The sequence below is a fragment of the Prevotella falsenii DSM 22864 = JCM 15124 genome, assembly GCF_000613945.1.
GTDB lineage: Bacteria > Bacteroidota > Bacteroidia > Bacteroidales > Bacteroidaceae > Prevotella > Prevotella falsenii.
The window spans coordinates 112,050-126,632 of record NZ_BAJY01000003.1; the positions used below are offsets into that span (position 1 = coordinate 112,050).

Annotated in this window: 8 protein-coding genes and 1 pseudogene; 4 read left to right on the plus strand and 5 right to left on the minus strand. The window is 43.7% G+C overall.

Annotated elements, in window-relative coordinates:
* Positions 1 to 103: 103 nt before the first annotated feature.
* The 5 genes from JCM15124_RS02245 to JCM15124_RS02270 form a co-directional block, all read right to left on the minus strand.
* Positions 104 to 883 carry a ZIP family metal transporter gene (locus tag JCM15124_RS02245; protein WP_024998120.1) on the minus strand — a complete coding sequence of 260 codons (780 nt, stop codon included), beginning with the start codon at positions 881 to 883 and terminating at the stop codon, positions 104 to 106.
* A gap of 14 nt (positions 884 to 897) precedes the next feature.
* Positions 898 to 1,881, minus strand: a complete 984-nt coding sequence (locus tag JCM15124_RS02250) for a patatin-like phospholipase family protein (RefSeq protein ID WP_306303125.1) — start codon at positions 1,879 to 1,881, stop codon at positions 898 to 900.
* Complete coding sequence (locus JCM15124_RS02255) at positions 1,848 to 2,486, minus strand: cation diffusion facilitator family transporter (protein ID WP_024998122.1); 639 nt, start codon at positions 2,484 to 2,486, stop codon at positions 1,848 to 1,850. The genes JCM15124_RS02250 and JCM15124_RS02255 overlap by 34 nt, the downstream gene beginning before the upstream one ends.
* Positions 2,487 to 2,575: 89 nt before the next feature.
* Entirely contained in the window at positions 2,576 to 3,370 is a 795-nt protein-coding gene (locus JCM15124_RS02260; RefSeq protein ID WP_024998123.1) for a Cof-type HAD-IIB family hydrolase, read from the minus strand.
* A 503-nt stretch (positions 3,371 to 3,873) separates the two neighbouring features.
* On the minus strand, positions 3,874 to 7,026 hold the full coding sequence (locus tag JCM15124_RS02270) for a C10 family peptidase (protein ID WP_024998124.1): 3,153 nt from the start codon (positions 7,024 to 7,026) through the stop codon (positions 3,874 to 3,876).
* 890 nt (positions 7,027 to 7,916) lie between these two features.
* On the opposite strand from JCM15124_RS02270, the gene JCM15124_RS02280 reads away from it, so the two are divergent.
* From JCM15124_RS02280 to JCM15124_RS02295, 4 genes and pseudogenes are all read left to right on the plus strand, one after another.
* Positions 7,917 to 8,747: an EFR1 family ferrodoxin gene (locus JCM15124_RS02280; protein ID WP_024998125.1), complete on the plus strand. Its 831-nt coding sequence runs from the start codon at positions 7,917 to 7,919 to the stop codon at positions 8,745 to 8,747.
* A gap of 79 nt (positions 8,748 to 8,826) precedes the next feature.
* Positions 8,827 to 10,592 (plus strand): annotated as a pseudogene (locus tag JCM15124_RS12925) (M6 family metalloprotease domain-containing protein).
* Positions 10,593 to 10,676: 84 nt separating this feature from the next.
* Positions 10,677 to 12,077 carry a chitobiase/beta-hexosaminidase C-terminal domain-containing protein gene (locus JCM15124_RS02290; RefSeq protein ID WP_024998126.1) on the plus strand — a complete coding sequence of 467 codons (1,401 nt, stop codon included), beginning with the start codon at positions 10,677 to 10,679 and terminating at the stop codon, positions 12,075 to 12,077.
* Between the two features lie 550 nt (positions 12,078 to 12,627).
* Positions 12,628 to 14,571 carry a glycogen debranching enzyme N-terminal domain-containing protein gene (locus JCM15124_RS02295; RefSeq protein ID WP_024998127.1) on the plus strand — a complete coding sequence of 648 codons (1,944 nt, stop codon included), beginning with the start codon at positions 12,628 to 12,630 and terminating at the stop codon, positions 14,569 to 14,571.
* Positions 14,572 to 14,583: the final 12 nt, after the last annotated feature.

Here is a 14,583-nt window from a genome sequence, read left to right on the forward strand (position 1 = left end):
TTAGCATTTTAAACGCTAATAAAAAATAGAATAAAAGAAAAAGTTTTCTTTAGCGATAAGTGCTTTTCCTGTCAATAATGGCTATAAAAGCACTTATCGAGAATTATCCCAACACCACGTCTAAGGTCATCATTAAGGCAAAACCGATGGCAAAACCGATGGTCGAAAGGTTGGAATGTTCGCCTTCAGAGGCTTCGGGAATGAGTTCTTCTACCACCACATAGAACATGGCACCTGCTGCAAAACTCAGCAAATAGGGCAGGGCAGGCGTAATGATACTTGCCAAAAGTATTACGAGCACGCCACCAATGGGTTCTACGATGCCACTGAGCGAACCGATGATAAACGATTTCATACGCGAGTTGCCTGCTTCGCGCATCGGCATAGAGATGATGGCACCTTCGGGAATGTTCTGAATGGCAATACCAATCGCCATCGTCATGGCTGCGGCTGTCGATATGTAACTTCCTGTTTGCAAAGCTCCTGCCAGCACAACGCCTACCGCCATGCCTTCGGGAAGGTTGTGAATGGTAACGGCAAAGGTGAGCATCGCCGTGCGACTCAGCTTGGTGCGCGGTCCTTCGGGTTTGCTGCTACCAATGTGGAGGTGGGGTGTGATGTAGTCGATGAGCAGCAAAAAGGCTATACCCACCAAGAAACCAACCAAGGCGGGCACTATGCGCAGGCGTCCTTGGTCTGCCCACATGTCCATTGACGGTATGATGAGCGACCATATAGATGCTGCCACCATAACGCCGGAAGCAAAGCCCAGCAATGCTTTCTGTAGGCGGGCGGGCATTTCGTTGCGCATAAAAAACACAAATCCCGAACCTAAAACAGTTCCAAAAAGTGGTATTAATAAGCCGATTATCGTTTCTGTCATTTTTGTTTCCTTTCTTAATTCTTTGTCTTTTGTTCGTATTCGTCGAGCCTACGTTCCATTTCCGTACGTCCGCAAGCTATTATTTCTGCGGCTTTGTCGAAGTCGAAGAGCGAGAAAGCGTTCATCGGCAGTTCGGCGCATATATCGGGAGGCGTCAGCTTGAGTGCCAATTGCGTGTTGGCTTGTATGGTTAGGTTTGCCACACGTATTGCCATATTCAGGTAGTTTGCCGAAAACTGTACATTGTGGAAAGGCAACCGTTTCTTTATATTTGCCAAAAAGCCGTTTTCTTCTTCCTCCGTTTTCCGGTAAGCGTTGTACGGGCAGGTGTCGGCACCGTTTACGTTGATAGCCACCAACAGGTCGCCCGGCTGTCGTGCCACACGGTTTAGCGGAAGCGTGTTGTGTATGCTGCCGTCTATATCAATATGGTCGTTCTCGCTTACAGGCTTGAAAAGGCACGGAATGGAGATAGATGCGCGCACAGCAGTAAGCAGCGAACCCTTCAGGAACACACGTTCTGTGCCGCTCACAATGTCAGATGCGCAGCAGACGAAGGGTATAGGCAAGTCTTCTATCTTGGTTTTGTCCAACAATGGTTTCATTATTTCTATGAGGTTCTTGTCGTTTGCCACGTGGTCAAGCCCCATAGTGGGAGTGATGATGTTTGTTATTTGTTTCTTGTTCAGTCCCGTAACGAATGCTTTTAGTTCGTCTAATTTTCCGTTAGCGTGTGCCGCGCCTACCAATGCGCCCATCGACGTGCCTGCCACGGCTGCGATGTTGTAGCCCCGTTCCTGCAACACTTCGATAGCTCCGATATGGAAATATCCCCTTGCGCCACCGCCCGAGAGCACCAAGGCAACGTTTTTGCTCGTTGCTTGTCGCCCTGTTCTAAACAGTTTCTTTATGTATTCGGGAAGTATGCTCATGGATATGTGTTGTTGTTCGTTCTGTTTTCTGCTTACGCCCTTGTCAGTGTACGTCCGGTATCCCACAGCAAATTCTTTGCCCAATGGGCGGCAATGAGTGCCGAGACGATGGCGACAGCAGCATCAATCCACAGTATGTCCCACAGCATGGCGCACACAATGCCGATAACGATGCCTGCTTTTGCCAATATATCGGATAGCAAATGCAGGTAGACGGCGTGGCTGTTATAGTCGGCTTTGCCATTCTTGTCGTACATTACGCGCACGCAGATAATGTTTGCCACTAACCCCACGACTGCTGTAATAATGGCAAACTTGTGGTTTGTTATGTGTTCTTCGTGCCCGTTCAGGCGTTCAAATGCTTCTATAACAATGAAGATAGCCGTTGCGAGCAGGAATATTCCGCTGGTGAAAGCCGATAAACTAAGTATCTTGTTGGTGTCGTAGTTCTCCGACTGCTTGTTTTGCAGGCGGCGCACCAATAGGTATGCAGCCCAGTTCAGCCCTAATATAAGTTCGTGCGAACTAAGATGAATGGCGTCAGCCAATAGAGCCATAGAGTGCGAAGTGATGCCGACAACCACTTCCACCGCTATGATAAGCAAGGTGAAGAGCACCACAAAGCGCACACGCTTTTCTTGTTTGATGGTTTCTATATGTTTTGTTTTCAAATTGTCTGTTTTATTTTGTTGGGTTTTCGATATGTCTTTTCTGTTTTCCGATAAGTCGTTCTGTCGGAATATCGGGCATTGTCTTTTGCTTATTCCGTTCCCAATGCTCCGAAATGCTGCATCGCTTTCAGGATTCCGTCCTCGTCTACAGATGTCGTAACGTAGTCGGCAGCGGCTTTCACCTCGTCGTTGGCATTCCCCATAGCCACGCCGATGCCCGCTGCTTTCAGTATGGAAAGGTCGTTGCCGCCGTCGCCGAAGGCTATGGTTTCGGCAATGTCGATGCCTGATTGTGCAGCCACGGCGGTCAGTGCGTTGCCTTTATTGGCTCCTTTCACGGTGATGTCGGTAAATGCAGGGTGCCAGCGTGCCGAAACGCAGTGGGGCATTTCGGGCATGATAATGTCTTCTTCGGCTTGCGTAAAGAAGGGCGTAAGTTGCAAGATGGGTTGTCCCTGTAAGTCGGCAATCGTTCTGTTTTCGTCTACATTGTTCACTCCCAAGTCGTGCACGAAGATGTCGGTAAATACCTTTTTGTAGTTGTGTATCACCACTTCGTGCTTTCCGCATAGCAAAACGCAGTAGTCGCGGCGTTCGGCATCGGCTATCATGGTTTGCACGTCGGCATCGGGAATAGGCGAGAGCACAAAGTCTTGGGTGTCCATAAAGCAGTAAGCACCGTTGAAAGTAATGTATCCGTCCACCAGATGTTTTATGTCTGCAATGTTGTTAATGAGGGCAACGGGGCGTCCTGTGGCAATAAATATCTTTATGCCTTTGCGCTTTGCCCTTGTTATGGCATCGATTGTTGATTGTGGAATTTTGTGAGTTTTAAACGAAACGAGCGTACCGTCTATATCGAAAAATGCTGCTTTTATTGCCATATCCTATCTTTTTACGTGTGCAAAGGTACTAAAAGATTTTGTTATATAAGTGTGATAAAGAAAAATACCGAAAAATGAGGAGTGTAAACAGCAGTGGGGCGATGGCTTGGTGGTTCGGGATAATGAAGTGTTTCCTTCTGTTTTCCGTTGTATTTTCTAAAGTGTTTTCCAACTTTAGCAGCTCACAGAAGAATTATTTACGTGTAAAGAAATATTTTTCTACGTGTATGTAAATATTTCCATACGTGTAAATAAATATTTCTTTACACGTAAATAATTTGGCAGACAAAGATTTTTGGGGCAAGTATAGCTTTCTTGGAGAAGATGAAAAGGGAAGGAGGTTACGGGTATGAGTTCTTTAAAGAAGGAGAAAGAGTGGGGAATTGTTATGTAAACAATGCTGCTGCACGGTTTGCTGCAAAAAATAAGAGGTTGTATCAAAAGTTATGATACAACCTCTTATGTTTATTTATCTGTCCCAACAATGTGGGAAGCGTTGTCTTTTACTTCACAACAACCTTCTTGCCGTTGATGATGTAAACACCCTTCTTGGTTGCTGCCTCAGCGGGGAGACGGCGACCTTGGAGGTCGTAAACAGTCTTAACTTCAGTTTCGTTGTTGTTGATGCCGTTGATACCGGTAACGAAGTCGCCGTTGAACAAGATTTCGAGCTTATCCAAACCGTCGTGGCCGATGATGTATGCACGGAAAGCATCAACTGTAGCTGTTGGTTTCAACTCGAAGAACTTAGCATCGGCAGAAAGTGCATAGTCGTTTTCTGCCAAAGTCTTCTTGTTTGAAATACCGCTGAAAATGAAGTGGCTGTTGTCGGCAGAGCAGAAACGTGTTGCATTGTCTGCAATCTTCACATTCTTAGCATTGAAAGTAATGTTCTTGCCTACGAGTGCTTGAGGCACAGCCATGAGGTAAGGAATGTTGCCATTGAATGTTTCGTCAGCATAAACGAAGTTCAGCTTGTTGGCGACAGAGCCGGCATATTGCATCAAGAAGAAATCTTTAGCTTCTCCGTCCTTGGTTTGCCATGCCAATGCCTTTGCACCGTCCATGATAGAAGTAGGAGTGAATGGAATGTAAAGACCTTCGTAGTTTGTCTTGCCATCAGAAGCCTTGTCGAACTTACGTGTATAAGAGATTTCGTCAGCAGTGAACGTTTCCGGGCAATAGAAGTCGTTACCGTCGGTAAGTACTACCTTTGCAGCCTTCTCGCTTACAACCACGTTCTGTGCAGGTAAGCCTGTTGCAGAAGCCTTGCCGGCATCTACATAGTATAATGTGTTAGGATTGCTGTTTGGCGTAACAGAAGTGAATTCGATACCGCGCAAGTCTACAGCTGCAGCTTCTGCCGGAACTTGAACCGTAGCAGCAGGAGCATGGCCTTGGCGTGAGCCATCGCCGTTGTAAACGATGAAGCCTTTGCTTACGTTTACATACTTGATAGAACCGGACTTAACATCTAATCTTGAACCCTTGATATAGGCTACAGCCATCGCATGTCTGCTGTATGCACAATCTTTAAATGTAAAATCAATTACTGTAGACTCACCCGGGTTGAGCACAACGTCCTTAGGAGTACCAAATGACTGGTCATTTTGGTTGCTCATGTTGATTCTTGCCGACATCAATTGGTCGTGGAATATCGCCTTACCGTTGTTTGTAATTCTTACGCTACCTTCAATTCTGTTGCCGTAGATTGTGTTGTTGGTTCCACCTTTGAAAGTGTATTGGTAAGATAAAGACTCTTGTGCGGTAGAAGCACTAACAACAGTTACCTTGCCACCACCAAGGCTTTGGAAGTTCTGATAGTTCTCTGTGATACACAAATTAACGTTATGGTCGCCAAGTTTGTCAGCATAGAAGCTCATTGGCAATACGATGCTGCTGTTTGCAGGAACGGTTACAGGTGCCTGTGAATGGATTTGTCTTCCTACTTGGCCGGAGCTGTTAGTTGTTTCGTAAATCAAGTAAACAGTGGTATGAACTTCGTGGTCGGCTGTATTCTTTACAGTAACGTTCACATTGTTCAACTTACCCATAACACCGCCTGTTGTTACAACAAAGTTAGAAGCTCTTAACTTCTTGTAATCACCGTAATCGTTAAATCTCATTTCTGAAGTCTGACCTGCATCTGATACTGTTACAGTTACGTAAACGTATGGGTCGTAGAACCATCTGCCTGTAGAGCCGGAAGGACGCTGTATAGGTGTAACCTTATATACACCGGCTGTCTTCAAGCCCGTAATCTGAACTGTCTTTGCCAATAGGTAGCCTGATTGTACCGTCATTGGAGATGTACCAGATATTAAAGTAATGCTGCCATCGTCTTCAATCTTGCCCAAACCGGTTTCAACGCTTACAGTCTCTCGGTTGAAGTTAGACATTGTGTAAGTAATAGAGTTGCCCGATTTTGATACTCTTTTAATTTCCGGTTGTAATCTGAGAGGTACAGGCTGGCCTGTTGTGTTAGGATACATTTCGATAATAGCACTTTGTCCCATTGCATAACCGTCAGAAGTAGAACTTGCACCAATACCGGCTGTGCTTTCAGGGTTAAGAATAGCAACCTTGAAGTAGCCGTTAGAGTCGCCACCCCAACCCCAGTTTACGTGGAAGTAGCCTTTGCCATCGTAGCCATCGAGAACGAAACAGTGGCCGCCACCTGTAGACTGACCACAGAATACTACCGGGCGGTCAGCAGCCAACTCGTTGTAAAGTCTGTTTTCAAACTCTGCCAAGCTGTAGTCTTCGCGAACAATATAAGAAGCGTTGTAGTCGAAATACTTGTTCAAAGCTGTGCTGATATACACGCCGGCTGCACCGGAACCACCATTGACATCTCTGTCGTAGGCCATTTTTACTGAACGACCGACGTATATCATCAATTCTGCAATAGCCTTGTTCTTTGCAGCTGGTGTTTGAGAATTATATATTGGCTCGATATTTGCCCAGTCGATTTTTGTATCTGCTGGAACACCTTCTACCGAAATTGTTTTGTATTTACTTTGACCATACTTGCTTGTATTCTCATACACTTTAGTAGTATATGGAGGAATCGTACTTGTTACAGTTTCTGGCCATTGGTGCTTATACATTACTTGTGCCATAGCAGTCGCTACACAACCCGTAGGAAGTTTAACACTTGTGTTGTATGGGTCATCTGGACACAAATCATTGTAAGGAGAATCTTGATTCCATACGGTCTTTACCAATGGCTCGATTGGAGTTCTTGCCTTCATTTGTGCAGGAGCTTTTGCCTCTTTCTTAACTTGGTATTTGTCCAGTAAGCTGATTTCTTTAGCCATACCGTCCATAAAGCTTCTCATATTTGCAGACAATTTGTCAATGTCGAAGCTACCTGTTGTGCTGTAGCCAAGAATTTCCGATGTACGGTCGTCGCCGGAAACAATTACAAAACCGTTTCCATCTTTAGCATTAAAGACATAGTAAGGAGCAGTTGTTTGCACTCCTTGTGCATTCATTCTTGGAGCATAGGCAGCATTTGTGCTCTTTAATTGCTTGCCGTATTGCTGCAAGAACTTCTGAGCAGTCTGACTTGCTGTGCTTAACTTCACAGGTGCTGCCCACGTGGTATGTGCGAACAACAACATGAGAAGAAGGCTCATCATAGATTTTTTCATGTTTGTGTAATAATTTTAAATGAAACTTATGTATCAAAATCTGAGATTATATTTCTTCAGTGGTTGCAAATTTAAACAAATAATTGTAAACTACAATACTTTGTATGTGATTTTTTTGAAAATCTTTTCAGTTTGCAAAACAATTGTATTGATATTTAAATATTAAACTCCAACCGGTCGTTAGGACGCATTTGCTTATATTTGTTGTCAATCGAACAAAACCGGTCAAGGACTCTAACGACCGATTGGGGTAAATGAACGAAATGTAAAAGAACGTGAGTTCGGAATAAAAGCGCAGGCTGAACAGGCAATCTCGCAGATGTTTTTAAAGCAAATCCTCTGGTGAAACAGTGAGCGTTTTTCGGCTTAATATTGTAAAGATAATTCTGTTAAAAAGTGATATAATCGCTTTGGCGTTGCGAAACCGTAGGTTTTGCGTTGTAAAACCTACGCTTTTACCGTGCAAAACCTACGGTTTTGGAACGCAAAACAATAGGTTTTGCAATGCGCTGATAGAGAGATAGTTGCGCAATAGCTATGCTTGTGAAAAATATTTACGTTTTTATGGCCTTTTTTTCACTCTTTTCTCGTTCCTTGAAAAGTGTGTTTTCTCGCCATGGCAATGCTCAAATAAATTTGGCATTGCTCATTTGGCTGAACGAAAACGTTCATAAATAGTGCGGGTTCGGTGTAGGATTTTGATGACGAAAATACTTCTCTTCTATTTTGATTATAAATACATTAAATCATAATCAACACTTTCTTTAAATATCTTATAATAATATACCGGCGTAATTCTTATATCGAATTCACGTTAAAATAAAAGACTAAAACTGCTTAAAAGGTTGCTAAGACTTTGTAAATTCAGAATTTATGAGTATTTTTGCACCATGATATTCTATTTCTCGGGTACAGGAAACAGTCGTTGGGCAGCAGAGCTGTTAGGACAATGTCTCGACGAACGCATTGTTTCTATTAGTGAAACGGTGGGAACAAGCACTAATTTTACCTTGAAGAAAGATGAAGTAGTGGGTTTTGTATTTCCTGTTCACGGTTGGCGAGTGCCACGCATTGTTGATGAATTTATGCGTACACTTGAGCTACTCGATACCAATTCGCAGAGTAAGGCAAGGCATTATACCTTTTGCTTGCTGACAGCAGGCGACTCTATCGGACGAACAATGGAGCGTTTTGTAAAGCTGATAAGAGAGGTAAAGTCCGGAGCAACGTTAGATTTGAATGCTGTTGAATCGGTGTTAATGCCCGAGTCTTATGTCGGATTGCCGGGAATGGACGTAGACAAACCTGAAAAGGAGCACAAGAAAATAGAAGATGCCGAGAATGCGATTGTTCGTTTTGCTTCGACAGTAAAGGAGCGGAAAATACGTCAGGGCGACGTACCGTTAGGCTGGGAACAGCTGAAACGTGGTCCAATACCCGATTTCTTCTCCGGTCCTGTGGGAGCGTTCTTCACTCACTTCCTTATTACCGACAAACCTTTTAGAGTAGAAAGTGAGAGATGTGTGCAATGTGGCATCTGTGCAAAGGTATGTCCTGTTGGCGATATAGACGGAGGAAAGGGGAAAGAACCAAAGTGGAAGAATAACGGAAAATGCTTAACTTGTTTTAGCTGCTACCACCATTGCCCACACCATGCTATTGAATATGGAAATAGGACAAAACATAAAGGGCAGTATTTCTTTGGCAAAAGAAACGGCTAAACGTTTAGAAAAAGTTGAATAAGCAGTGTAATCATACTGCTTAAACCATAAATTAAGAAAACAATAAACAATATATTATATGAAAAAACTATTACTTACACTCTGTTTGGTTGCAGCTACAGTTGTGGCACGAGCAGCCAAAGCCGACCCAACACCATTTGTTGTAACACAACCTGACGGCACACAGCTGACGCTTGTGTTGCACGGCGACGAGCACTTCAGTTGGATTTCAACGCTCGATGGCATATTGGTAGCAAGGAAAAACAAAGGCTACTATGTTGCAAATGTTACTTCTGACGGTATATTGGAAGCCACAAACTTGTTGGCACATAATGCAGATAACCGTACAGCGGCAGAAGCAAAGATGGCAAAAGTGCAGAAGAAAACATTCTTTTTCGAGCATGCAAACCGAAAGATGAGTGCCGCACGACGTGCTATTGGTATTGGTCAGGCATCGATACCTTATTTCCCACACGAAGGCAGCCCGAAGGTTTTAACCATTCTTGTAGACTTCAGCGACAATCCTTTTACGGTGAAAGACCCTAAAGCAAGCTTTGAACAATATCTTAACGGCGAGGGGAAGCCTAAGTCGTTAGGCACAAACGAACAATTAAACTATGGTAGTGTGCGCCAATATTTCAAGGATATGAGCAATGGAAAGTTCACACCGCAGTTTGGATTGGTAGGTCCTTTCCGTATGCCAAAGCCATTGGCTTACTACGGTAAAGATGCAGCTCAAGCCACGATGTGAATATTATCGAACTGATAAAAGACGCTTGCGAGGCTGCGAAAGGTCAGATAGACTTGAAAGACTATGACAGCAACGGCGATAAGGTTGTAGATTTGGTTTATGTTGTCTATGCCGGTTATGCACAATCAATGGGTGGAAACTTGGACACTGATATATGGCCTAAGTCGTCATTCCTATTTGGAAGTCTTGTTATCGATGGTTATACCATAGGTCGTTATGGCGTCAGCAACGAACTGAATGCCAACAGAACCTCTCCTGTACAAGATGGAAAGGTGGTGAAGATGATAAATGGCATTGGTTTATTCTGCCACGAATTTTCACACACAATGGGCTTGCCCGACTTCTATCCTATTGCCGATGCAGCGCGGATAGACAATCAAGGTATGGAGTATTGGGACTTAATGGACGGTGGCGAATACACCAACAACGGCTTTTCGCCTACTCCTTACACACCATGGGAGAAAGAAGTAATGGGTTGGACATCGCTGACAACGCTCGAAGATAAGGCGCAAACCGTTACGCTGAAGGCTGATGAGGCACGTAAGATAGAAAGCGAGAACAGCGACGAATACATTATCTTGCACAATATACAAGACAAAGACTGGCATTCGGGCATTGCAAAGTTAGGTCATGGTATGTTGATTTACCGTGTGAACTATGGTAAAAGCAGCGTAAATATGTTCGACCATGTGAACGATACACCCGGCAAGCCCGGCATGACCATCGTTCCTGCCGACGGCGAATTATTTTCAAGCTACACTGCACATACCAAAGAGGAACGCAAGAGATACAGAGAGAGCCACAAGGGCGACCCGTTCCCCGGCGAAAAGGCTGTAACAGAACTGCCGGAAATAAAGTTGAATTTGAGTACACTTAAGAAACCATTCTATAATATTAAAGAAAATGTAGAGGAACAAACCGTTACTTTCAACTATTTGGAGAAATCAGACCCAACAGGAATTAACACAATATCTACAAACAGCGAGCCTGCCAACAATAGAATCTACACACTTGACGGACGATATGTGGGTACGAACCACACAGCCTTGCCACAAGGTATATATATAAAAGGTGGTAAGAAGTTCGTGAAGTAAAACCTGCTGTAAGCATTATACTTTTAAAATCTCAACGAAATAATATATATTTAATCAACATTATCAATTTAAATTAATTTAATTATGAACAAGTTTTTACGCAATGCAATCGTTGCCGTGTTGGCAATGGTAGGCACAGCTGCCTACGCACAAACAGTGGTAACGTTTATTCCGACTGAGACAAAAGGAACAACGAGTGTAAATAAAACACCCGACAAGATGGAAAAGAGTGGTATTACCATTGAGTCTACAGATGCAGCCTTTAATGTCAAAGGTAACCAACACTACAAATTTTATCAGAATTCAAAGACAACCATTACATCAACTATTGGCAATATCACAAAGATAGAGTTTACTTGCGACGTTGATAACACGGGTAAGTATGGTGCTAATGGCTTTGCAGGTGTAGAGGGTTATACCTTTGCAGGAGATAAGAAGACAGGAACATGGACAGGCGATGCTGCTGCTGTTGTGTTCCCGGCCAAGTATCAGGTTCGTGCAACCAAGGTTGTTGTAACCATTGGTACACCTGATCCAAACACAGTTGCACCTCCTTCTATCGAAGGTGTTACTCCTTTCTTGGACAAAACAACTGTAACGCTTTCGGCTGCTGAAGGCACAAAGATTTACTATACAACGAACAATGAGGCTCCTACAACAGCTTCGACACTGTATAGTGCTCCTTTCGAACTTACTGCTACAACCACTGTAAAGGCAATTGCAGTAAAGGACGGCAAGCAAAGCTCTGTTGCTGAAAAGACTTTCACAAAAGAAGAACTTGCTGTTGCAAACTCAATTGCAGAATTTAAGGCTATCGGTAAGGACAAGAAAGCTATATTGAAACTTGTTAATGCAAAGGTGCTTTACAAATGGACATTAAGCAGTGGCAGCATCAGTATTTATGTTCGCGACCACTCCGGTGCAATTCTTTTCTACAAGCACACACTGGGTTTGAAGGCTAACGAAGACCTTAACGGCGAAATCGTGGGTCAATACACAGAATACAACGCTACTCCTGAGTTGTTGGAAATAGCCGGCGTTACCAACCTCGATAAGCTCAACCACGTTGAAGGTGCTGCTGCTGAACCAAAGGTTATTGCTCCTGCTGCCGCAATAGATAACCTTTGCGACTTGGTTAAGTTGGAAAAAGTTAAGATTACAGCCGAAGAATCAAAGAGATATTACGTTGTAGACGGTGAAAAGAAGGTACAGCTTTACAATGGTTTCCAACTTTCTGCTTTCAACGATATGGCACAGTTCGTTGAAACAGGCGAGTATGATGTTGTTGGTATTGTGGCTTCTGTTTACAAAGGTGTACCGTCAATCAACCTCATTGAGATTAAAAAGTTTGTTCCTAATGCCATCGACACCGTTCAGGCAGCTCAAGACGAGAATGCCCCAATGTACAATCTCGCCGGTCAGCGCGTAGGTAAGAACTACAAAGGAGTAGTAATTCAGAATGGTAAGAAGTTTGTGAACAAGTAATTCAGCATTACATTATTATATATAAGAGGCGTTCCCGATGCAGGGTGCGCCTCTTTTTTATTTCCCTTGTATGGGGAATTGGTTTCCTTTTTTTCTGTTTAAACGATTACCGGAAGTTTCTTTTCTTTTGTAAAGATAGTTCTTAAGAAAAACGGTAATTTCGATTTGGCGTTGCGAAAGCGTAGGTTTTGCATCGCAAAACCTACGCTTTTACCGTGCAAAACCTACGGTTTTGGAATGCAAAACAATAGGTTTTGTAAAGCGTTGGTAATAAGATGGTTATGCGAGAGATATTCTTGTGAAAAATATTTACAGGTTTATTGCCTTTTTTCCACCTATAAAGCAAGTTTTTTTCACTAAACTTTTGCTATTCTCACTGTGTGCCTTTACAATTTATTAAAAGCAATAATAATGTATAAAAAGTAGCAATAAAATTCTTCTTTATAAATATTATTTGTATCTTTGACGATGGTCCGGGCTCTTTGCACCTACCGCAAAAAAAGCATATAAGTATCTAACTGCTAAGTATAGACATAAAAACGAGAGAATTATGGGATACCTTAAATTTGAAAAAGCTCTGATGACGAACTTGCAAGACTCCTTGCCGAGAGAGTTGTTGCGAACAAATCGGTCAGGAGCATATTCTTGTTCTACGATTGTAGATTGCAATACCAGAAAGTATCATGGACTTTTGGTTGTGCCAATTCCTGAGTTGGACAATGAAAACCATGTGTTGTTGAGTTCGCTCGACCCAACTGTGATACAGCATGGCGCAGCCTTTAATCTCGGCTTGCATAAGTATCACGGAGGGAATTATAGTCCGAACGGACACAAGTACATTCGTGAATTCGATTGCGACAAAGTGCCAACCACCATATATAGAGTGGGCAATGCCGTGCTGAAAAAAGAAGTGGTGTTCCAACACTACGAAGACCGTATACTCATACGCTACACTTTGTTGGAAGGGCAGGGCACTACTCTGTTGCAGTTCCGACCATTCCTCGCTTTTAGAAGTGTGCGCGAGTTTACCCATGAGAATACTGCCATAAACCGTGAATACCACAATGTGGAAAACGGAATAGCCACTTGCCTTTACGAAGGCTATCCGCAACTGTTCATGCAGTTTTCAAAAGACAACGAGTTTCATTACGAACCATATTGGTATCGTGGCTTGGAATACCCAAAGGAACTATCTCGAGGCTATAATTCAGACGAGGATTTGTATGTGCCGGGCTATTTTGAAATGAAGATAAGGAAGGGCGAAAGCATTGTTTTCTCAGGCTCAACGTCGGAAATAAAGACATCTACGATGAAACGACTCTTCGATGATGAGGTTGAAATCCGCCCTCCGCGCGACAACTTCTTCCACTGTCTTGTGAATGCTGCCCACCAGTTTCACAACCGAAAGAAGAACGGCGACCGCTACATACTTGCCGGATACCCTTGGTTCAAGTGCAGGGCACGCGACCAGTTCATCGCTTTGCCCGGACTGACGCTAAGCATTGAGGAACAAAAATATTTTGAACTTGTCATGGCTACTGCCGAACGCGGATTGCGGGAGTTTATGAAGAACGAACCACTGACGGTAGAAATACAGGAAATAGAGCAACCCGATGTGATTTTATGGTGCATCTGGGCAATTCAGCAGTATGCAAAAGAAGCCGGAAAAGAGAATTGCTTGAAACTCTATGGCGATTTTCTGAGAGATATGATAGCCTATGTTGAAAACGGAAAGCACCCCAATCTGTTCTTACATACCAACGGTTTGCTGTACGCAGAAGGCAAAAACAACGCCATAACGTGGATGAATGGAATGATAGATGGCAAACCTGTAAATCCTCGTTCGGGCTATATCGTAGAGTTTAATGCCCTTTGGTATAATGATATAAAGTTTGCAGCGTGGTTGTTTGGCGATACTGCCGAAGCCGAATATGCAGCACATTTAGAAGAAATGGCTACCTTGTGCAAGGACGCATTTGTTGCAACGTTCTTGAATAATTATGGTTATCTGTACGATTATGTAGACGGAAACATGGTAGACTGGAGTGTTCGACCGAATATGATATTGGCTGCTGCCCTCGATTATTCGCCGTTAGACCAGAGTCAGAAGAAGAGTGTGGTGGACATTTGTACGCGCGAATTGCTTACGCCGAAAGGTTTACGCTCGCTCTCGCCAAAGAGTGGGGGATACACGCCGGTCTGTGTAGGCGACCAAGAGTATCGCACCCGTGTATATCATCAAGGCACAGCGTGGCCGTGGTTGGGCGGTTTCTATCTCGAAGCCTGCCTGAAACTCTATAAACGCACCCGCTTGAGCTTTGTAGAACGACAGCTGATAGGCTACGAAGACGAGGTTATGAGCCACTGTCTGGGCACTATTCCCGAGTATTTCGATGGCAATCCACCCTATTCGGGGCGCGGTGCAATATCGTTTGCAATGAATGTTGGTGAAGTGCTGCGCACGTTGGCACTACTCGAAAAATATAAATATTAAGATTAGGAGGAC